Source organism: Clostridium saccharoperbutylacetonicum N1-4(HMT) (assembly GCF_000340885.1).
Lineage (GTDB): Bacteria > Bacillota > Clostridia > Clostridiales > Clostridiaceae > Clostridium > Clostridium saccharoperbutylacetonicum.
Window position 1 is genome coordinate 1,732,405 of record NC_020291.1, and the last position, 23,191, is coordinate 1,755,595.

Consider the following 23,191-nt stretch of genomic DNA (forward strand, 5'->3'; position numbering starts at 1 on the left):
GGAGGATGAAATGAGTTTATATTCATATAAGCTGCATAAGAGCAGTGAGGGGACAGGCAGAAAAACTAAATATAGAGAAAAAGATTTAAGACTCATGACTACTTTTCAGTTAAGAGAAATATGTAACAAAGAAAAGTTAGTAAAGAGTATAATGAATCCTCTTGATAAAGAAGAACTTGTAAGGCTCATAATGAAGTATAGGGGAGAAAAAGATTTAAAGCTTATAAAAAAACATCAAGCTGGTGGAGTTGAAAGACTTGAGAGTTTTTTAGGAAGAAGTAAAAAGGAACTAATTAAAAATAACAATATAGATTATCCAGGAAAGCTTACAATATATGAAGCTTTAGCTCTTGAAATTTATGACAACTATATTTTGAAGAGTAAGGAAAAGCTTGAAGAATGCAATGTACTTTTAGTTGATAACAATTATAAAGTATGCACTATCTTTAATATAAAAAAATTAATTCAAAATAATAAAGAAGAATATTATTTAACGAAGAGTGAATTTATAGAAGCACAGGAGTCAGAGAGCAAGCATTATAGCCTTTTGTTCTTTTCAGAAAAGGATTCAGAGCTGCTTTATGATATTTATGAAAATAATGTTGTTGAAAAGGATCATATTTTAAGCTTTATTTCACTACCTATTCTTCAATTTGAAGTAAAGCCTTTAGTAGAAACAAAAATGCCTTTAGCTATTGATTTCGGAACTTCAAATACAACAGCTGGAATTTATATAGATAAAGAAATCTTTCCAGGGTTAAAGGAAACTGAAACTGATAGTGAAAGTTACGAAGATGATAGAGTAAAATTCGTTAAGCTAATAAATGAAACTAAAGAAAATATTGAAATAACACCCCTTATACCAAGTGTTGTAGGAGTTAAAAATATAAGGGATGCTGAAATTGAATATGTTTTTGGCTATGAGGCAATGCTGGAGTCTAGAAGAAGATATGTTGAAGATGGAATGAGTTTATTTTATGACATAAAGAGATGGATAAGTGATTTTGAAAAAGAAGAAAAAGTTATAGATGTAAAGGAAAAAACAACCTTTATAAAAAGAAAAGAAATTATAAAGGCTTACTTAGAATACATTATAGCTTTAGCGCAGCAGAGGTTTAAATGTAAATTTAAAAACATTTATATATCATGTCCATCAAAACAAAAATATAAATTCCATACTTTATTTAAAGATATTTTAAGAGATTATACCGTTGAAAGTGAAAATATTTTAGAAGAAAGTGCAGCAGTACTTTACAATACTATTTCTGAGTTAATTGAAAAAAAGAAATATGTACAAGGAGAATGGTACAAGGCTCTTATTATAGATTGCGGAGGTGGAACCACAGATCTTACTGGCTGTAGCTTTAGAATTTCCAACAGCAGAGTTTCTTACAAGTTAGATATTGAAACCTCTTATGAAAATGGTGATACAGATTTTGGAGGAAATAATCTTACCTTTAGAATAATGCAGTTTATAAAAATTCTAATGGCAAATGAGTTAGTTAATAAGGATAAAAGCATTAAAAAAGCTATAATAGATGAATTTAAAATAGATGTATTTAGATTTGTTGATAAGAATGGAATAAAGGAACTATATGAAACCTTAAATGAAGAATATGAAAAGGCAGAAAGCATTATACCAACAAAATTTCAACTGTATGAAACAAGAAGTAAAGAAGATTACTGCAAGGTTAGAAGTAATTATTATTTCTTATTTGATTTGGCAGAAGAAGTTAAAAAGCTATTCTTTTCAAATCCAGATATGTTGAAGGTAATTTTAGCACCAGAAGGAATTAAAATTTCTGAAGAAAATTTAATTAACTTTGATAAGTGGAAATTATCTTATATGAATAGAGGAAAGCTTGAAGTAGTTAAGGAAGCACCAAGTGTTTCACTAAGCATATATGAAATAACAACTTTAATTAAAGGCGATGTCTACAGCATAATAAAGAAATTTTTAGAAAAGTTATATGAAAATGATGAGCTTTACGATTATTCATTAATTAAACTAACTGGACAATCTTGTAAGGTGGACATCTTTAGAGATGCTTTAAAAGAATTTATACCAGGAAGAATAATTGAAATAAATAAGAGCAAAAAAGAAACAAAAGAAGAATATGAATTAAAACTAGCATGTCTTAAAGGTTCTTTGAAATACTTATATGCTAAAAACTTTGGATATGCAGACATAAATATAGAAAGTAAAACACCAACACTTCCATATGTCTTAACTGCTTATACTCACACAGGAGAGCAAAAGACCTTAATAAAAGGAAGAGAAATAAATAAAGGCTTTATATCAAGATTTATGGATAGGATTCTTCTTAAATTATATTTAAAGGATAGTCATGATAAGGTTAAGTTCGAATATGATTATCAATTTAATGAAGAAGAATTAGAAAAAGCAAATGCAGAAATAATAGGAGAAAAATTTCCTATTAATCAACATGAAACAGACAATATTGAAAACAATGAAGTTAAGTTTTTTGTATGGGAAGAAGAAGAGCTTTGGGGCTTTTATGTATTAGCTATTTTAAGGAAAGATGAAGAGCTATATATAGGAAAGGAAAAGTTCTTCTATTTTGAAAATGATAAGTGGGAAGAAAACTTTTTCGACGGAAGAAAGTAAAATAGTTCACAGGTTACAATTTACAGTTTACAGTTAGGAGCTGGCGCGTTCGGGATTTTGAAGTACTACTTACAGTTGTTGGCTAGCACGGCTGGGTTTTAGAATTAAAAATGAAATACGGCTCACATGCGTTTGCTGGATAAGTGATTCACACCAAATCATTTTTTTAGGATGTTAATTCGTATACACGAATTAACTAAGTTCGAATAACCAAATTCAAGATTTGGATTCTCACTTATCTACTTGAGAATTTGCTTGCGGAATGCGGGTTAAGGGGATTTTGAAGACGAGGAGGGAAAAAGGTGTTTCAAAATAATTATCCACTATTTAATGGTGGAAGGCTTTTGAAAATAGAAATGCTTGAGGAGCTTAGGGATTTTCCTAGAGAATTTTTTAATGCACAGTTTAGGGAATACTCCAATGGAATAATTTCTGGATGCGATATTGAAGTTTCTGATGATTATATAAAGTTGACAAAAGGAATAATAAAATATCAAGGGGTTCTTTATCTTTTAAAGGAAGAAAAAAAGATTGAATATGTCTGTAACAATAAGCTTATGCTTGTAAAAATAAAATTTCTGCCTGAGAAATTGGAAAGTGATTTTAAAATAAATTCAACTGAAATAAGTTTAACGGATAAATTAGAACTTAGAGAAGATGAAATTGAAATCTGTAGGTTTAAATTAAGAAGTGGTGCAAAGCTTAGAATTAATCATACGGATTTCACAGACTTGAGCACTGAATATGATACAGTAAATACAATTTATGCACCTTATGCTGCTTGTGGAGATACCAGTTTAAATCCTGAGATTTTAAGAAGGTTTGGGAGAGAAGCCTTAAGCTGTAATTTAAATGAAGCTTGGGATATATCATTTGCTATGCTTTGTGTTCAAAGTAAAGAAGCAATTCAAAAAGAAATAATAGTAAGTTATCTTATGAACAAGTTAGGAATTGAGTTTAAGGAATATGGGAATGAGGAGCTATACAACTATCTTTTAGAAGTACTGAGAAGCGTGAAAGATGGAAGAGATAGAAATGGACATAGAGGCAGTGGAAGATTTAAAAAGATACTAATTGATTAGCAAGTCTCAAGGATTAATCGTCAAATTTTAACGATCAATTAATGAGAATATAGAAATATAAAATTCAAAAACAATGAGATCTTTATATTTAGATTTAATTATAGAGTTTTAAGGAGAATCAAAACAATAAGGAAGGGATTGATGTAATTTTGATGGAAGATTTTATGTCCTATAATAATTTGAGAATATCTACTTATGATGTTAAATCTATAGAGGAGATGTATATAAAAAATGAATTAAATGATCATGCTGTTTTAAAGCTTACCTGCATTATAGATGATCAAATGAAAGATGATTATGTACAAAAGACAGATGAGAGAACACCAATAGAAGTATTTTATGAAAAAGAAGAAGCACATACTTCTTTATTTAATGGAATTATTAAAAATATTAAAGTAATTACTGAAGGTTATGTGTATAAATTATTTATTGAAGCTAAAAGTTTTGATTACACAATGGATATTCAGAAGAAAAAAAGAGATTTTCAAAACATAAATATGACTACTCATGAGTTAATAGATGAAGTTATGAAGGCTTACTCTAAGGCAAATTATGATATAAATATTCCTAATGAACCAATTGGAGAATTTATATTGCAATATAATGAAACCGATTATGAATTTTTAAAGCGTATAGTATCAAGATATAATCAATGCCTTATATGTGCAATGGAATTACAAGAAATTCATTTGCATCTAGGAACTCCTGAAATTCCTGTAGAATCCAAGACAAGCATAGTAAATTATAAAGTATCAAAAGCAATAGAAGAATATAATGATATAAAAAATAATGACATAGCTGATGCATTAGAAACTGATTTTATAACATATCAAATAAGAACTCAAGAGATATTTAATTTAGGGGAAAACTTTACTTTTAAGAATAAGCAATTTTATATTAAAAGCGCAAATTATACAATGGAAGGTGCTAATTTAGAAAACATATATGAATTACGAGTTAAAACTGGTCTCAAATCAAAACGTCTTTATAATATGAATGTTATAGGAATTTCAATTAATGGTTCAATCTTAGAGGTTCAAAGAGATAAAGTAAAAGTTAAACTCGAAATCAGTAGTGATATAGATACTTCAACAGCCTATTGGTTCCCATATGCAACTGTTGCAGCATCTCCAGATGGTGGAGGTTGGTACTGCATGCCTGAAGTTGGGGAAAGAATAAGATTAAATTGTCCAACTAAAGATGAAAGTAGAGCTTTTGTTGTAAATGCAATAGATAGCCACGAAGGAAAATCAGGCTCAGAGGCAGGGGGAGATAGAATGTCAAATCCTGATAATAAATCGTTAAAAACTGATTCAGGGCAAGAAGTAAAATTCACTCCAAGCGGGATAGTTATAGAATGTAGTGGTGGACAAGCATCTGTGAATTTAAATAACGATGGAACGGTTGATGTTGTAGGACAAAATAATATAAATATTGCGTGTGCTCAAAAACTTTCATTAAGAGCTGAAAATGAAATGACAATAAGTGCACAAAAGTCTGTAGATATTTTATGTGAAGCTGGAAGCAGTCTAATATTATCAGAAGGTGATGAGATATTAGTGAGTGGAACTAGAGTTCAGAATAATGGATAAATAGTATTAAAAGATATTTTTAAAATTTAAATAAAAAATTTAGGATAAATTTTAATATAAAAGGAGGAGTTAGTTATGGATAACATAGATGAAAAAATTGCAAAGCTGAAAATGCAGCAAAGGCTTGAAAAAGAAGAAATGAACAAAGTTACGGAGGAAAATAGTGTAGATTCTAAGAAAGAAGAAATCACGCTTGAGGAAGTAATAGAGCAAATGAAAGCGGGCTTTGTAAATATAAATAATACTGAATTTAGATTTGCGAAGAAAGAATATTTAAAAGGCAAGTTACAAATTCCAATTCCATTAGCTTATTTTGAAGAAAAGGCAAATACTGATAAAAATGTTACTTTAATTAATGATAATAATGGAGTAAGTTTCACATTAGCTTATGTAGACAAAGGAGCTCAGAAACAAAGTTTTGCAAGCTTTAAAAAAGGTATGGAAAAAAACTTTAAGGATATCGGACTTTTCTTGGAATGGATAGAAGAAGGAGAAGCCGGGGAAGGTACTTCAAAAGTATCATATGGAACATATATGACGCCAACAGGAAAAGGACAACTTTATAATTTGATTTTTTATAGAGAATTTAAAGGAACATTGATGATTGGTAATTATAATTGCTTTGAAAAAGATCTAAAAACATGGGAACTTTTAATTAAGGCGAGCATAATGCTTATGAAAATAAAATAAATATAAAGCTGAGTTAATTAAATGAGGGAGAAAATTTAGAGGGAGTGATAAAAATGGATGGAAATCAAATTGTTGAAGCTATTAATTATGAAAAAATAAGAGTTAATGGTTACAATCTAGAGGCAATTAAAAGTTTGAAAATTGAAACTAATATAAATGAACATGCTCTCTTAAAGTTAACAGGAATTTTGAAGAATGAAGTTAAAGACGATGATATTAATTCGACTACAAATAACAAAACTATAGAAATTTGTTATGTAGAAAAAGAGAGTACGACTTTATTTTATGGTGTTGTTACTAATATAGAAATAAATGTAGAACTTGATGTATATACGTTAAATATTGAAGCAAAAAGCATGTCTTACCTAATGGATATAAAACAGAAATCCAAATCTTTTCAAAACACATCAATGACAACTCATGCTCTTATAGATTCTATAATGAAAAATTATAGTGCCTCTAATTATATTTTGAACATACCTAATGAGGAAGTAAAAGAATTACTTATACAATATGAAGAAACAGATTGGGAATTTTTAAAAAGAATAGCTTCTAAATATAATCAAGGTCTATTTTCAGTTATGGATGGAAAGGCAATACAGTTTGTAATGGCAGTGCCAGAGCAGGCTAAAGAATTAAAAGCAGAAAATATAAATTATAAAATATATAAAGATTTAAATAGTTATAAATATATGCTTGAAAATTATCTACAAGATGCAAGTGAAGCCGACTATATGACATATGAAATAGAGAGCCATGAAATTTTGAAGCTTGGAGATAATATACAATTTCAAGGACAGACTTTTTATGTATATGAAGGGATTTATCAAATCAAAGATAGTATATTGGCAAATTGCTATAAATTAAGAGTTAAAAATGGGTTAAGGCAGGAAAGAATATATAATACAAAAGTTATTGGTAGCTCAATTGATGGGAAAATCATACAGGTTCAAAGTGATTTGGTGAAAATTCATTTAGAAATAGATGAAGCTCAAGATACAGGAACAGCGTATTGGTTTAAATATTCTACCATGTCAGCATCAAGTGACGGAAGTGGATGGTATTGTATGCCTGAAATAGGAGATAGTGTAAGAGTATATTTCCCAACAAAGGATGAAGATGAAGCTTTTGCAGTCAGTGCGGTAAGTAACTATGAGCAAGGAACAGGTGAAGCAGAAGATAGAATGGGGAATCCAGACGATAAGTATTTAAGAACTAAAAATGATAAGCAAGTAAAACTTACACCAGGTGGAATCTTTATTTCTTGTGATAGTGGTCAGGCAGATATGAGTCTTACAAGTGATGGGACACTTAGTATCACAAGTCAAAATAATATAAATATTAATGCAGCACAAGATATTAAAATTATAGCTCAGAAAAGTTTTTTAATAAGTGCAAAACAAGGTGTGAATTTTGCTTGTGATAAAGGTGGAGGATTAGAATTTAATAGTTCTGGTGAAATAAAAGAAAAAGGTACTCAAGTTAATGTTAACGCAGAGTAGGTATATAGAAAGTAAAAGCTACAAAACTGATGATTAATTTTAAATGTTTTAAATCAACTTAAAAAGAAGGATTCCCAAAATAGAAGGAAGGGATTGGAATGAATAGAGAAGAGGCATTAGAACATTTCGATGAAAATATAACGAAAAAATTAGCTGAAGATTTTAAATTAAAGGTTGAAGAAAATTTTAAAGCAAATGAAGAAAAGATTAAAAATTTAATAATAGCTGCAATGAAAAGCATAATAAAAAAAGCAAAAGATTTTCAAGAAATAAAGAAAGAGTATAAAATAGCAGTTTTTCAATTTGAACTTCTTAGAATTAATATTCTGAATCAATCGTATAAGATATTAGCTCATGGCTATAATTCATCTTGGTATTTAGATTCGGATTCTATATATGAAGAAATAGATTTAAGCTTTTTATTTGAACCTTTTGATAGCTTCAAGGAAAAATTAAAAAAAGAAAAAAAAATGTATATGGGTAAGGTTAATGATTATGATATTGAAAAAATAATATTTGAGCTTGTATCAAAATATTATATGGATATATCAGAAAATGTAAGAAATTGGCTATGGGATTTAGATGAAGAGGATTGGATGCAAGAAAGTTCAGTAGATAATTATTATGTAGTAAAGTGGAGCGAATATCATGGAAAAAGTGAAACGCTTTTTGCTATGGATAATAGGGAAAAGAATATAAAAGAACTTTTAGAATTAAAAAAACAAGATGAGGAAAAGTTGCCGTTTGTATATTCCGTGTGGAAGAATAGTGTATTTGAAAATGGTGATTTAACTAATCAGAATATGTTATTTATAAATTTTAAAGGAAGTAAGCTTAAGAATATAAATTTTTCAGAATGCTGTATAGTAAGAGGACAGTTTAAGGCTACAGAAATAAAAAAATGTCAATTTGCAAATTCAAAATTAGTAGGGACTTCTTTTGAAAATTCAAAAATTGAAGACTCTGAATTTAGCAGTGGAAACTTGTTAGGGGGAGATTTTAGAAAAGCAGAGCTTAGATATGTAGATTTCTCAAATTCAAATCTTAAAAATTCAAATTTTATAAATGCAAAGTTTAAAAACGTATCCTTTGAAGGTGCAGATTTAGAAGGTGCAATATTTAGTGCTAAAGATATTCCTTTTATAAATTTAACTTCAGAACAGCTTCAAACTATATATATAGACGGAGGCGAAGAAATATGAAGTACTTTATTTTAAAGCAAGACAGAAAGCTCGAAAATGCAATTGAAATAAAAGATTTTAATAATAGTCAAAAGATAACTTTATTAAAAGAAGATGAGAAAAAATATAAAGATTCTACGAATGTGCCTGTTAAAGGAGATGAAAATAGTATTTATCCTGATCTTATACAAGCGCCTGTGTTGCTTATTTCAGATGAACTTCATAAACTTTTTAAATTATATGAAAATACTATAGTTTATAAAATAGCAGTATTTTCAGATTTAGAAATGGAAACACAAAAAGTATATAGATTAGTGCTACCAGAATTACTAGATGCATTAAGTGATAAAGCTGTCTACTTTAAAAATGGCTGGATAGATAAGATTGTCTTAGATTCTAAGAAAATAAAAGATTACAATATATTTCAAATTAAAGCAGGGGTAGATTATTATTTTATAGTGTCGCTAGATGTAGTTGAAAGCATGCTAAAAAGAGGTCTATTTGTGGGTATTAAATTTGAGGAAGTAGAGGTGATATAAGATGGCAAGTGATAACGAAGAGAAATATGGTGTCATAGCAGGTACAGCAATAAATGAAACTGAAAAAGGTGTTAAAGACACCGTAAATACAATAAATCAAACTGTGACTATGGCAGAAAGAGTTGGAGGCTTTCTTAAAAGGGATATTGGCAATGAAATTGATTGGTTAATGTTATCTCCAGAAGAAAAAGCAGCTGAAAAAGAAAAAGAGAAGCAGGAAGCAGAAGCGGCTGAGGCAGCTGCTCAAAAGAAAAAGGATGATGATAAAAAAGCTGCTGATGCTGAGGCAGAGAGAATAAAAGAACTTCAAAAAAGTTATATAGTACATACAGCGGCTATTACTTGCAGCTGCGCACTTCATGAAAGTTATGTCGTAGTTCCAGTTGGTCATGGAGAATTTATACATGGAATTCCACAATTAAATGTAGGAGATAGCAAGCCAGAAATAAATATAAGAAATTTTGGAATATGTAATAGTCCTCAAAATCCAAGTGTGCAAGAAAATGCTAAAAAAATAGCAAAGGATATTAAAGATAGACCAAAAAGTTTTACGGAAAAGGTAATGGATTTCTTTTCAAAACCACCAGAAGAAGATGTAGGTAAAGATTTATTAAAACAATGTGTTGGGGTATGTACTCCAATGATAGCTACAGAATGGATAGATGGGAAGGAAGATGTTCTCATTGATGGGAAACCAGCATTGCTTGGAAAGTGTACACTTCGATGTACATTTGGGGGAGAAATTAAATTATATACAAGTGGACAAAAAGGGTAAAGGAGACAATTTTAATTTTAGTATGTGAGAAGGAGGGACTAATATGATGCTGACATATAAAAGTTTGAAAATAGAAACACCTTATAATGCGCTTCAAGTTGAAGATATAGATATAGTATATCCTATTAATGACCATGCGTATTTAAAGGTAAAACTGCTAATAGAAGATGGAAAAATATTAGAGTATTTAAATAAAAATGTTAGTGAAGAAAAAATAACTGTAGCAAGAATTGAAGAGACAGGTGAAGAAACTAAGCTATTTTTAGGAAAAATAAGTGAAGTTTTTATGACTTATGAAAGCAATGTTCAAGTTATGGAAATACATGCTATTTCTTATACAAAGGAATTTGATATTAAAAAGAATAGTAGAACTTTTTGTGATTTAGATATGACCTATCAAAAAGTTATAACAAAGGTGTTAGAAGCTTATGCTAATAAAGCCTTTACAGATAGTATAACAAATGGACAGGCAATAGGGGAATTTGTGCTTCAATATGAAGAAACAGATTGGGAATTTTTAAGGAGAATAGCAAGCCATTTTAATGGTGTGTTACTTGCAGAAGCTACAGAAGAGTATGGACGTTTTCACTTTGGAATACCAGAATTAAATAACAATGTAGAAATAAATAAAGAGGATTATGAAGTTGTAAAAAATATCGATAGCTATAATCAGCACACAGCTATGGGATTTGAAGAAAATTTTCTTCAGGAATATACAAACTGGGATATTATTAGTTCAATCAAATTAACCCTTGGTGAAAAAGTTTTATTTAATAAGATTGAATGTGTAGTAGCGAAAATTCATATTGAAGTTTACAAAGAAGAAATTAGGACAATATATACTTTAGGTCTTCAAAGAGGACTTAGAACATCACTTAAGGTAAATCATAAGATTTTTGGAATGAGTATTCCTGCAACAGTTAAAGATGTAAAAGGAAATACTATGAGTGTTCATTTTGAGATAGATCCAGTATATGAAGTTGGTTCAAATCAAAAATATTTTACTTATGCTATAGAAAGCAGTGCTTGGTATTGTATGCCAGAGAAGGAAAGTCAAGTTCATATATATTTTCCAACCAATGACGAAAAAGAAGCGATTGCAGTTCATGCTGTAAGAGTGGGAGGCGGTTCAGCTAAGACACAAAATCCAGATATTAAGTCATTTTCTCATACCGGTGGAAGTGAAATGAAATTAACACCAAGTGATATGAATTTTTCACCAGGTGGAGGAGGTGTAAGCTTAAACTTAGCTCAATCAGGAGATGTGTCCCTTAATGGGCAAAACATAAATCTTACAGCATCTGAAAATTTAGAGCTTGGAATGAGAAATGGAAGTGGAAACACGCCACCTTTTAGACCACAAAATGTAGAGGTTTCTGCCAAAAGCAAAATAGAAATAGTTAAGGGAAGCATTGGAATACAAATGGCGGATGCAACCTTTTTAAAGGGAAATACCATCAAATATGAAGGAAGTATTAAAGATCCAGCAGAGTTGCCAGATGAAATAGCTCATAGAAATGACGGAGATGCAGATAAAATAAAGGAAATTAATAATCAGGCTAAAGCGGAAATGGAAGCCAAAGTAGATGAGGCTAAAAGCAAGATTGGATTTGGAGTAGTTGCTTCAGTTATTGGGGCAGTTGCAGTTGGAGTTGGGATTGCAGTATTTGCAGCTGCTACAGTTGCAACAGGAGGTTTAACTCTTGCTATAGCTGGAGTTGCAGTAGCCTCTGGTGCTACAGCGTTCACGGTAGGTATAGCTGAAAGTAAAGAAGGTTTGTCGGATTATAGTAAAGCTCAAAGTGGGGATTACTCGAAATCGGATAACTTTTTTAGGGATAAGATATGCGGTGGAAATGAGGCACTTTATAATGCTATAAAATATGGATCAGTTATGATAGCTGGAATAAGTACAGCTCTATTAACAGGTGGAGCATCTTTGCAGGAAATGGCACAGACAATGGGGAAAATTGGCCTTGATTCTGGTATCAATACAGGTTTTGAACTGCTCGCAGATTACGCAGATGATGGGCAAGTAAATAATGGATGGGAAAGCTATGCAAAGTCCTTTGCTTTAAGCTGTGGCTTAAGTGGCGGAGGTACAACTGCATTTAAAGGGGTAGAAAAAGTTGGAAAAGTTGCAAAGCTAGGCTGTTCAACATTAGGTAAAGTTAGGCTAGCTACAGATGTGGCTGTAGATATGGCAGGCCAATTGGCAACAACCGGAGATGCAAATCTAACAACTACATTAATAAGAAAATATGTTAGTAATAAAGTATGCTTCTCTGACCCAGTGGATGGAGCAACAGGAAGTTTATATATTCCAGCAACAGATATAGTATTACCAGATATTTATGAAGAATTTAAAATTGAAAGAAAATATGAATCTGTAAATAACAGAATAGGACTTCTTGGACTAGGATGGACAACAAATTTTGAAACTTGCCTTGGAGTTGAAGGAGATAAAATAAATGTACTTTGTCCAGATGGTCATATTGAAAGCTTTTATTTAAGTGATGATAAATGGGTAAATGATAAAGGCGGAGCTAAGATTTATTCCTTAAAACAAGAAAAGGATTATTGGATATTTAAAACAGCTTTTGATAAGAAAACTTATAAGTATAATAGTTCAGGGAAATTAATAAATATAACTGACAGACATGGAAATAAGCTTTCTGTAAGTTATATAGGAGAAAATATAGAGACTTTAACTACCTTCTCAAATTATAAGTTATTCTTTACTTATAAAGATGGAAAAGTAATCGAAATAAAAGATGAGCTAGGAAGAATAGTTAAGTATAAGTATGATGGCGATTATTTAACAGACGTTATTCATGTTGATCAAGGAATTACAAGATATACTTATGATGATAAGGGATATATAAGCAGCATAACAGACCAAAATGGACATACTTATACTAAGAACTTCTTTGATAATAAGGGAAGAGTAATACGTCAAGACTTCCCAAATAATGATACTTGTAAAATAACTTATGATGATTCAGAAAAAGAAGTAACCTTCTATTATACTAAGAGCCAAAGAACAGAAAAAACAAGATTTAATAAAGATGGCTTAATAACACATCTATTTTATGAAGATGGAAGTACAGAAGAATACAAATATGATGATTATGAAAATAAAATATATATAAAAGATAGAAATGGATATGAAACTCACAAGGTTTATGATGAATTTGGATATTTATTAAAAGAGATTTTACCAAATGGATTAATAACAGAATACACTTACGATGAAAATGGAAACATAATAAAAGAAGCAGATAATGAAGAAAAAGAAATTATATATGTTTATGATAACATTGGTAATTTAATAGAGAAGAAAACAAAACTTTCAGCATCAAATTGGACAACTGAAGGATTTACATATGATTCAAATGGAAGAATTTTAAGTAAGACAGATGGAAATGGAAGCAGTACAAGATATGAGTATGAATATCTTGGAGGTTTAGATGGAAAACTAGGAAAAGATCCAGTAAGGGTAATAACAAACAGTGGATATGAGTATGAATATACCTATGACAAAGTAGGCAGAAATACTGAAATAAGTACAAAGTATGGAACAATAGAATTTGGTTATAATAACTTAAATTTTGTAGCAAGTATAAAAGATGTTAATGGAAATGTGACAATAAAAAATTATGACAACATGGGGAATCTAACAAGTCTTTATACTCCAAATGCATGTATGAAGGGAAATATTTCTGATGAAGGCTACAAATACTCTTATGACCATATGGATAGGCTTATGAGCATAAAAAATCCACTTGGAATTGTAGAAAAAAACATAAGAGACAGTGAAGGAAATATAATAAAGGAAATAAATCCAAACTATTATAGTGATGAAACTTATGATGGAATTGGAGTAGAGTATGTCTATGATAAGGATAATAGAAAAATAAAAACAATTTATCCTGATGGAGGAATAGAAAGATTTTTCTATGACTCAAATGGAAATGTTATAAGGCATATAAGTCCGGAATATTATAATGCTGAAACAGATGATGGTTTAGGTTATAGTTATACTTATGATTCTATGAATAGATTAAGTTCAATAATAAATGAAGAAGGAATTGCAGAAAAGACTTTTGAATATGATCTTCATGGAAATATCATAAAAGAAATAGATGTTGAAGGAAATGCTATATTATTTAAATATGATTTAGTTGGAAATTTAATTGAAAAAAGAGTTCCAGTTGAGAAAGCTGAAGCAGAAATTAAGTATAACGTAACTTGCTATGAGTATGATAAAAATGGAAATAAGATACTTGAAAAGCATGGAATAACCTTAGTTTCTGAAAAGGAAGCTTGCAGTAATTATCATGAGATTTATTTTGAATATGATGAAGAAAACAGATTGATTAAAGTTAAAGATAAGTATGGAGCAAAAGCAAAATACAAATATGACTGCTTGAATAATAAGACTTATGAAAGCTTTAAGATCAATGATAAAACTACTAAAGCAATTCATTATATTTATGATAAAGTTGGAAATCTAGTACAAAAGAAAGAAGAAATAAACGGAGGCTTTGTAGCACCAGAAACTGCTGGTAAAAATATTTGGGCCGTAACAAATTATGAATATGACAAGAATGGCAATATAACAAAGATAGTAACTCCAAAAGGCTTTGAAATAGGAAGGGTTTATGATAAGGCAGATAGAGTTATAGAGCAACATGAAAAAGATGAAGCAAATGGAATCTTTAGAAGTTATGTTTATAATTATGATAAAGCAGATAATGTAATCAGTATAAGTGAATATTCTGGAGAAGAAGCTAAGCTTATAAGTAACAAATTTATAAGCGAAAATGACTATAGAGTACATTGGACTGAAAGGCATGAAAATAGAAAAGAAAATGAGAAGTTATTTGAAAAACTTAATTTCAAGGAAGATGAAGGAAACTCGACTCACATTCGTTCGCTGAGTAAGTTCCACGAGACAAATGTAAAATTTGGAGTGTCACTTAAGAAAAAGGCTTATACTTATGATGCTCAAAACAGACTTACTCATTTCATAAATGTTTCAGGAAATACAACAAGATTATTCTATGATAAAAATGATAGGATAATAAAACAAGTACTTCCAGAGCAATATGATAGAGCTAAAGATGATGGAGTAGGAACAACTTATACTTATAACTTAAAGGGAAAAGTTATTGAAGTTAAAAATGCTTTAGGAGAAACAATAACTAAAAATACTTATGATCCTAAAGGAAATATAAAAACTTCTATTGATGGAGAAAATAATAAAGTTGAGTATACTTATACACTACTCGGACAAATTAAAGACATCATTACTCCAAATTCAAGAAAAGAAAATAAAGCAGCTCAAAGCTACAAGTATGATGCAAGAGGAAATATTACAGGAATAACTGATGGTAATGGAAATCAAACAAGCTATCTTCTCGATGATTGGGGAAGAATAATTCAAATAACAACACCAGAAGGCGGAGTTGAGAAATATACTTATGATTATGCTGGAAATATAAGAAGTACAACAGATGCAAATGGTGGGACTATAGAATATATCTACAACAGTTTAGGACAAGTATGTGAAATAAGAGATCAGGAAGGAAATAGTGAATATTTCTATTATGATAAGGAAGGAAATCTTACAAAGCATATAGATAGAAATCAGAATTATGTAGATAGAAGCTATAACTTAGATAGAAATATAGTTTCAGTAAAGGCTTATAAAATTGATGAGGAAGCAATTGCCTTAGAAGCAAAGAAAACTGAAGAAGCTAGAATAAAAGCTGAGGAAGAGGCTGAAAAGAAGGCAGAAGAAGGTTTTGTAAGTAGTCCATTAAGCCAATCTAGCCATCGTAGAAGCTTTACAGAAAGACTAAAAGATAGAAAAGAAAGAGAAAAGCAAGAAGAAAAATCAAATAAAACAAATGCAGCTGGAAAATCAGAAGATCCAAATAAAAATAAGCTGAATGTAATAGATCAAAGATTTAAATATAATCCTGATGGAACTTTGAAAAATGCATATACAGGAAATATGCAATATGAATATGCTTATAATATTGAAGGAATGCTTGAAAATAAGAGTGCTTCTGGAAGAACACTTTTAAGCTATACTTATGATAAAAATAATAATATAAAAACTATTAAAGATATAACAGGTAAGAGTAGTATTTACAGCTATGACGAAGCTGACAGAGTTAAGTTAATTCAAGATGATAATCAAAATAATCTTGCTATTTATGATTATTATAAAAATGACAGTATAAAATCTGTTACTGTCGGAAATGGATTAAAGACAGATTATACTTATGATGGTGATGGAAATGTCCAAAGCTTAGTTACGATATCATCAAATGGTGAAGTTTTAGTAGATTATAATTATGCTTACGATTTAAATGGAAACAGACTTCAAAAAGTAAGCTCAAAGCATAAGAACTTCTATAGTTATGACTCAATGAATCGTCTTGTTGATTCAAATTATGATGGCAGAAAAGAAAGCTTCACTTATGATAAGGTAGGAAATAGGCTAACTAAAACTACAAATGATATCACTGAAAAATATGTTTATAATGTAAAAAATCAATTAAAAGAACTTCATAACAAAAATGGAGCAAACTACTTTACATATGATAAACAAGGAAATACAATAAAAGAAGAAACTTCAATTGGAAATAATATTTTTGAGTATAATACTTTAAATCAGCAAGTTAAAGCTATAACTAAAGATGGAAATACTTTAGTAAGTAGATATGACACTGAAGGATTAAGAGCTGAAATTGAAGAAAATGAAAAATTAACTAAGTTTATTTTCCATAAGGATAATGTTTTAGTTGAGTCTGATAAAGATTATACTGTTGTTTCTAGATTTACTAGAGGATATGAAGTTGTAGCTGCTGATATTTTGGAATTGAGCGAAGGCGAAGAAGTTAACCTAAATAGGAATTACTATACTGTTGATGAGCAAGGTAGTACAGTATTTATTACTGATAAGAATCAGCAAGTTAAAAATGAGTACTACTATGATGCTTTTGGAAATGTTTTAGAGACACAAGAACAAGTTCATAACAGGATAACTTATACTGGTCAGCAGTTTGATGGAATCACAGGGCAGTATTATTTAAGAGTGAGATTCTATAATCCTGTAATTGGTAGATTTACTCAAGAAGATATTTATCGTGGTGATGGATTAAATCTTTATGCTTATTGCGGGAATAATCCTATTAGGTATTATGATCCTAGCGGATATGAAAAATTGCCATCAGATGATAGAGTTGTATGGGCTATTGATGAAGATGATAAATCAATACAAGATGCACTCAAAGGTATAAATACTGGAGAAAGAGGAAATAGTTTGGCAGTACTAAAAGGTACTACAGAAAGAGATAGAAAAACTAATAAGCTATTAGAAGAACATGGATTAAAGGGAATTATGTATACAAAAAAGAACGGAAAATCAATACCAGATTTTGACCCAGTATCTATGTTTAATGTTAAAATCCCTAATATGAGTGAAAAGAGACAAGGTTTAGGTAAGAATTATGATCAAACAAGGGAAGCAATAGCAAATGAGATAATCAAAAGTAATGGGGATATAAATATTTTAAGGGAAAATGGGGTTGTAAATAGTAAAGTCACTAATAAAACACTGGGTGAAGTAAATAATTTTTTAGATAATAAAGCAAAAGAAATATTGAATAAAGATTTAACATTATCAGAGAAATTAAGTCAACTTAAAAAAGAAGTTGCCAAGCTTGAGTATAAAAATAAGGTAAAGGTAAAAACAGTACATGAAAAATGTAATCCAGATGCTCAATTAGTGCCAACTAATATTAACGGTAGTTTTTCACATGATGGTGGTGTCAGTGAATGTAAAAATAACAATACAAAACAATGTATTGGTAAAGGAAGAAATTAGAAGGATGTGTTGAAATGGAAATTTTGAATGAAATAGAGCACAAATATTTAGGAAATATTTGTTGTGTAGCCGATGAAGATGGAAATCCATTTGAATGGAGTAAAGTTAAAAGTATAACTATTTTTAATAGAAACTATGAAAGTGTAAAAATAAGTTTCAATTTCTTCTGCTTTAATAAGTACTTCGAGGTAAATGAGGTATTTGAGGATATAGCTGAAAATGTTGATAAAAGTATAGTGGAAAATTATAAACTTTTTATTGATGATAAAAAAGAAATAGAAGAGATATTTTTTGAATGGTTTAAAAGGGATGTTGAATGTATATTAGAAGATAAAGAAAGCATGAGTAATAAGGAAAATATATATGCATTAATAAAAATTGTTGAAGTTAGAATCTTTACTGATGGATATGCAGTTATTTTTGAAACACCATGGCATGATGAATTATTAGGAATTGAAAAAAAAGTGTTTGAAGATGGAGCTGAAGATATATCAATTCAATTGGAATCTGATATTGATGTTGTTGAAATGGATTATGAATAAACAATAGTTAATCAAATAGAAATAACTTATCAATGAATATATAATAAGATTAAATACAATTAAATTTACTAATAATTAATAAAAAAGGTTTTGCAGCAGGTGATAAATTGAATCACCTGCTTTTATAATGATTGGGGAGAATTTATGATAAGGCAGATAGAGTAATAGAGCAACATGAAAAGATGAAACTAATGGAATCTTTAGAAGTTATGTTTATAATTATGATAAAGCAGATAATGTAATCAGCATAAGTGAATATTCAGGAGAAGAAGCTAAGCTTATAAGCAATAAGTATATAAGCGAAAATGACTATAGAGTACATTGTAGAGAAAATGATAGATGTGTATAAGGGAAAAAATTTTATAGATACTGAGGTTGGATATATATTAATCTCAATCTATGAGTATTTATGTACGCCGAATCTTCAAAACAGTAGAGAAATATTGAATAATGTTAGTTCACAATTTCAAACATACTTAAGAATGTTAGTTGAAGTTGATGGATAATGTTATTCCCTAGTTATACAAGGCTATCACTAGTTGATATTATTAGAGCTAATGATATTAAGCTTAAAAGAATTAAATGAACAGCATAGTGAGAAATTGTAAGGCTTTTGTTAAGTATTATATCTCATCTAATATAATCAGAATTTGTTTTTAATAGTACTTAAATAGTGAAACAACCTAATACCGAAGAAATAATATTCGGTAATGAGAAAGTCTGGCTATTTTAGAGAAGAGTAAAGATTATCAGGTAAAATATAAAGGAAATATCGATAAAAACACATGTAATTGTAGCAAAGGTTAGATTACTGAGAATAAGGTGTTATATATTTTAAATATAGTAAATAGTGTTCTAACAGCAATTAATATACAAGATACAAAAGATTTACTTAATAAATATATGAAGGGAAAATAAATATTATGAAATATACTATTAGAAAACTTTTTGAAGTTATTGATGAAGTTAAAGATGAAAATGAGTTTTTTTATGAATTAGAAGGTGGAGATGAAGGTGCAGATTACTTTATTGAATTAATAACAAATTTTTCACCAAGAGAAAAAGAGATTATTAAATCAGAGTGTCATGAACAGTGTTTAAGTAATTTAAGTTTAGGAGAACAAGAGGTAGATGTAGATGGGTTTCTAGTATTTGAACGTATGGCACATGAAGAAGATTACAGAATTTTAAGAGTTAATAGTATAGATGAAGTTGAAAAAATTATTTTTGGAAAAGCTGAGATAACTAATATGTTTACAGCAGATATAGTAATTTTGGAAAATGGAAAACGAAAGAAATACTCTATAAAAGATAAGAAAGGAAATAGCATAAACTTCGAATATTTTTATAGAAAAGATTATAAAGATTTAGATGATGAGTATTTTCTTCAATGGCTTTAGATATATACATAGTTATTGTTTTTATAGGAATTATGTTAAAATTTAACAGATATTTTGGATATTGTCATGTATATTATGATAAAGAAGACAAATGTTAGGCAATTGAATTTTTTGAGACATCTCCAATTACATTTAAAGGATAATTCTTTTTAATACTCAATGTTCTAATAAACAATTAGGTATTGAAAAAGGAGAATCAATAAGGCAGATATAGTTGTTATTAACGACAAGATATGATGGAAAAGGAAATTCAAAAGTTGGAAATTAAATAAGTAGGGTAAGATATGGAGTGAATAATGAGAATGAAGGAAAATATTATAGAAAAGAAATTAATAGATGAATTAAGAAATAATATTTTAGGATCAGAAGATGAAGAAATGGGGTTTTTGGTTAGATTAAGAGATGGAGAAGGATTAGATAAAAAAAAATTAGAAAACACATATATTATTTTAGATGAGATGATAAGAATATATGATAATTATAATCAAATAGATAAGAAAGTTATTGAGCTAATTATGAATATTCCAAGAGATATGAATAGTTTTATCGAGTGGAACCCAGGATGTAAGGATGATATCGAAACAGCCATGGTCAAATTTTTAAGATATATTAGTAGAATACTTAAAACAGAATAAATCTATTATAACTGTATATTAGATGACAGTAGCTTTACATAAGATCAACTAATGATTGGTGTTAAATATGGATAATTAATATTTAAATAAAATTGGAGAGATAAATATGGTTAATGAAAAAAATATAATTGAACTTGCAAATGGGGATGGGATAATAAGATATTTTAATAAGTTATCTTTGAACTATAATTTTCCAGAAGATACTCGAAAGATACTTGAAGAAATAGGTGTACCTAAATATGTTGCACCATTTATAGAATTTTTTGATGAGTCAAATGGAGGTGGAAAAAGGTTAAGTGACCATTTTGATTTAAATTTATACCAAGACTCTGAGAGTGTTGAAAAAGATGAACTAGAAAAGATAAAAATTTATTTTAAGGAGTATATTGTCTTAGGAAACATTGAAACTGATGTCTTTGTTTTGAATGAGAAATTTAGAGTTATCCAGATTAATTATGAAACATTAAATGAGTATTATGTTAATTATTCTTTAAATAAATTTTTAGAAAGTTTATTAGTCTACAAAAATATTGTGGATATAGTACGTAGTAGAGGAGCGGAAACAGCATTTTTTGATGATGAAGTAACAGAAAAGGATATTAAATTATTAAGGGAAAAATTATCAGAAATTGATAAATATTCATTCATTGATGATAGTTTTTGGAGTAATGAAATAGAGAGATTAGAAGAAAACATATAGAAATAAACAAAAATACTTGTAGAAATTAAACACAATATTAAGTGAAAAATCTAGAAAGTAGACTAACAAAAGGTGGATTTTGTTTGCAAAAAATCAATAAAGGTATAAGGTTAATTATTTACTATTCCTGAATGGGAATAATATTAACTGTCATTAAAAATTATAATAACAAGATAGAGTTAAGCAAAGAGTTTATAAAATATTTGAATGAAAATACTAATTATAAAAAAATAATGTATTGTAAAATGGTAACGGTTTGCTTTATGAATTATAAAACCATTGATATAACTAGTGTTTTTACTAATTTAAAAAGTGTATCAAATTCGTAAAATTTTCGCTATAAATAAACCCTCATTTTTGTTAAATTAATAACCGAAATGAGGGTTTATTTTGAGAAGAAATTACTTTGTAAAATTGATAAGATACATGAAAAAGGTATATAGTATTGAAAATGGATTAAACAAATTAACATCATTTATTTTAGTTAAAAGTTTGAAGGGACTTACAAATTGGTTATAATAAATATAGACAAACAAAATATAATTAACTAGAAAATAAAAAAATAACACACTTTGGATATAAAAATAAAATATACAATGATAGGAAGTGATGGTATGCAGGAAGGATCAATCTATTTAAAACGTGATGCTTATAATAAATTATTAGAATGGAAAAATAACCATACTAATAAAGTATTATTAGTAGAAGGTGCAAGGCAAGTTGGGAAGACCTACTTAGTAAAAAAATTTGCCAATGAGAATTATAAAGATGTAATTTACATTAATTTATTAGAAGAAAGTGGAGAAGATTTACTCTCTATTTATAATAAAATAAAGGATGAACGCTCAAGTGGAATACTTGATAGAGAAAATACTAATTCTTTAAAGGAAATGTTTAAACGATTTTCTAAGAAATTCATAGACAATAAGGAATGTGTAATAATAATTGATGAGATTCAAGAAGAATATAAAATATACAATATGATAAGACAATTTGCAAGAGAATTTGAAGCTCACTTTATTATGACAGGAAGTTATCTAGGCAGAGTTGTAATGAAAAAGGAATTTTGGTCTCCAATGGGAGATGTGGATTTTCTTGAAATAAAACCATTATCTTTTGTAGAGTTTATTAATGCGATTAATTTAAGCGAAGTTTATGAAGCTTTAGATTTATTTGGAAAATCTGAAAAGAATAACTATGAACTTATTTATAGTAAATATAAAGACTATTGTATTGTAGGTGGATATCCAGAAGTAGTTTGTGAATATTTAAATGGTGGTGTGGATAACTTAGAAGGATTATTTGAAAAGTTATTACGTATTTTTTGTGAAGAATCTGCAAGATATTTTGATGGAGACATATTAACAGCAAGAATGTTTGAAGATTGTATAAATGCAATAATTCAAATGCTTGCAAATAATAAAAAAGGTTTTAGTAGTGGAAGTTATACTGAAGAATTGCAACAAATTATAGTAAAACAGTATTCAAGTAATATAAATAAAGAAAATTGTAATAGAATTCTTCAATGGTTTCATACCTCAAAATTTGTTAAAGATTGCGATAAATTAGTGGAATTCGATTTTACTAACATAAAAAAACGCCAAAGATATTTTCTGTCAGATATAGGAATGGCAAATTATGTTTTGAATAAATCCAATATATTATTATCAGAATCTAATGGTGTATTGAATGAGACTTTTGTCTATCAATGTCTAGTAGATAAAATACCAACAGTTCCAATGTTTGCTGTATATGGGGATGGAGAATTAGATTTTGTTTATAGAAATAGAGAAAATGCTTATGTTTATGGTATAGAAGTTAAAGCAGGAAAGAACTCAGGAAAAACTATAACTAAGTCATTAAATAATGGGAAAATAAATTTTGCTATTTATCTTAAAGGATTAACAGAAGGTGGAGTAGCAAATAAAATATATACAATTCCAATATATTTATTCCCACGATTTGAGTTTAAAGATATAAAAAATATTTAGTAAGTTAAACTGTACGAAAAGACTTTAATC

At 28.8% G+C, this 23,191-nt stretch carries 16 protein-coding genes; all 16 read left to right on the forward strand.

All coding sequences use genetic code 11. The features are described 5' to 3' along the window. Window positions 1–10: 10 nt before the first annotated feature. The 16 genes from CSPA_RS07735 (at window position 11) to CSPA_RS07805 (ending at window position 23,161) form a co-directional block, all read left to right on the forward strand. Window positions 11–2,629 carry an Hsp70 family protein gene (locus tag CSPA_RS07735; RefSeq protein WP_015391673.1) on the forward strand — a complete coding sequence of 873 codons (2,619 nt, stop codon included), beginning with the start codon at window positions 11–13 and terminating at the stop codon, window positions 2,627–2,629. A 302-nt stretch (window positions 2,630–2,931) separates the two neighbouring features. Then, entirely contained in the window at window positions 2,932–3,711 is a 780-nt protein-coding gene (locus CSPA_RS07740) for a hypothetical protein (RefSeq protein ID WP_015391674.1), read from the forward strand. Window positions 3,712–3,875: 164 nt separating this feature from the next. Further along, on the forward strand, window positions 3,876–5,303 hold the full coding sequence (locus CSPA_RS07745) for a contractile injection system protein, VgrG/Pvc8 family (RefSeq protein WP_015391675.1): 1,428 nt from the start codon (window positions 3,876–3,878) through the stop codon (window positions 5,301–5,303). Window positions 5,304–5,378: 75 nt separating this feature from the next. Further along, on the forward strand, window positions 5,379–5,993 hold the full coding sequence (locus CSPA_RS07750) for a hypothetical protein (RefSeq protein WP_015391676.1): 615 nt from the start codon (window positions 5,379–5,381) through the stop codon (window positions 5,991–5,993). 53 nt (window positions 5,994–6,046) lie between these two features. Then, a complete protein-coding gene (locus CSPA_RS07755; protein WP_015391677.1) occupies window positions 6,047–7,495 on the forward strand; it encodes a phage baseplate assembly protein V in 1,449 nt (482 codons plus the stop codon). 98 nt (window positions 7,496–7,593) lie between these two features. Next, window positions 7,594–8,697, forward strand: a complete 1,104-nt coding sequence (locus tag CSPA_RS07760; RefSeq protein ID WP_015391678.1) for a pentapeptide repeat-containing protein — start codon at window positions 7,594–7,596, stop codon at window positions 8,695–8,697. Next, the gene (locus CSPA_RS07765; RefSeq protein ID WP_015391679.1) at window positions 8,694–9,215 is read left to right on the forward strand and encodes a cupin domain-containing protein; all 522 of its coding nucleotides are present in this window, start codon (window positions 8,694–8,696) and stop codon (window positions 9,213–9,215) included. The genes CSPA_RS07760 and CSPA_RS07765 overlap by 4 nt, the downstream gene beginning before the upstream one ends. Before the next feature lies 1 nt (window position 9,216). Next, window positions 9,217–9,990, forward strand: coding sequence for a DUF4280 domain-containing protein (locus CSPA_RS07770; RefSeq protein WP_015391680.1), 774 nt, complete (start codon window positions 9,217–9,219; stop codon window positions 9,988–9,990). 43 nt (window positions 9,991–10,033) lie between these two features. After that, window positions 10,034–17,893 (forward strand): RHS repeat-associated core domain-containing protein, encoded by a 7,860-nt coding sequence (locus tag CSPA_RS07775; protein ID WP_015391681.1) that lies wholly within the window; start codon window positions 10,034–10,036, stop codon window positions 17,891–17,893. A gap of 14 nt (window positions 17,894–17,907) precedes the next feature. Continuing rightward, complete coding sequence (locus tag CSPA_RS07780; protein WP_015391682.1) at window positions 17,908–18,435, forward strand: hypothetical protein; 528 nt, start codon at window positions 17,908–17,910, stop codon at window positions 18,433–18,435. Between the two features lie 305 nt (window positions 18,436–18,740). Continuing rightward, a complete protein-coding gene (locus tag CSPA_RS07785; protein ID WP_015391683.1) occupies window positions 18,741–18,941 on the forward strand; it encodes a hypothetical protein in 201 nt (66 codons plus the stop codon). A 417-nt stretch (window positions 18,942–19,358) separates the two neighbouring features. Continuing rightward, on the forward strand, window positions 19,359–19,835 hold the full coding sequence (locus CSPA_RS07790; protein WP_015391684.1) for a hypothetical protein: 477 nt from the start codon (window positions 19,359–19,361) through the stop codon (window positions 19,833–19,835). Between the two features lie 296 nt (window positions 19,836–20,131). Next, window positions 20,132–20,470 (forward strand): hypothetical protein, encoded by a 339-nt coding sequence (locus tag CSPA_RS07795; protein WP_015391686.1) that lies wholly within the window; start codon window positions 20,132–20,134, stop codon window positions 20,468–20,470. A 106-nt stretch (window positions 20,471–20,576) separates the two neighbouring features. Further along, window positions 20,577–21,170, forward strand: coding sequence for an SUKH-4 family immunity protein (locus CSPA_RS07800; RefSeq protein WP_015391687.1), 594 nt, complete (start codon window positions 20,577–20,579; stop codon window positions 21,168–21,170). Window positions 21,171–21,560: 390 nt separating this feature from the next. After that, entirely contained in the window at window positions 21,561–21,689 is a 129-nt protein-coding gene (locus tag CSPA_RS30705) for a hypothetical protein (protein WP_017810768.1), read from the forward strand. A gap of 53 nt (window positions 21,690–21,742) precedes the next feature. Further along, complete coding sequence (locus tag CSPA_RS07805; protein ID WP_241393465.1) at window positions 21,743–23,161, forward strand: ATP-binding protein; 1,419 nt, start codon at window positions 21,743–21,745, stop codon at window positions 23,159–23,161. Window positions 23,162–23,191 lie beyond the last annotated feature (30 nt).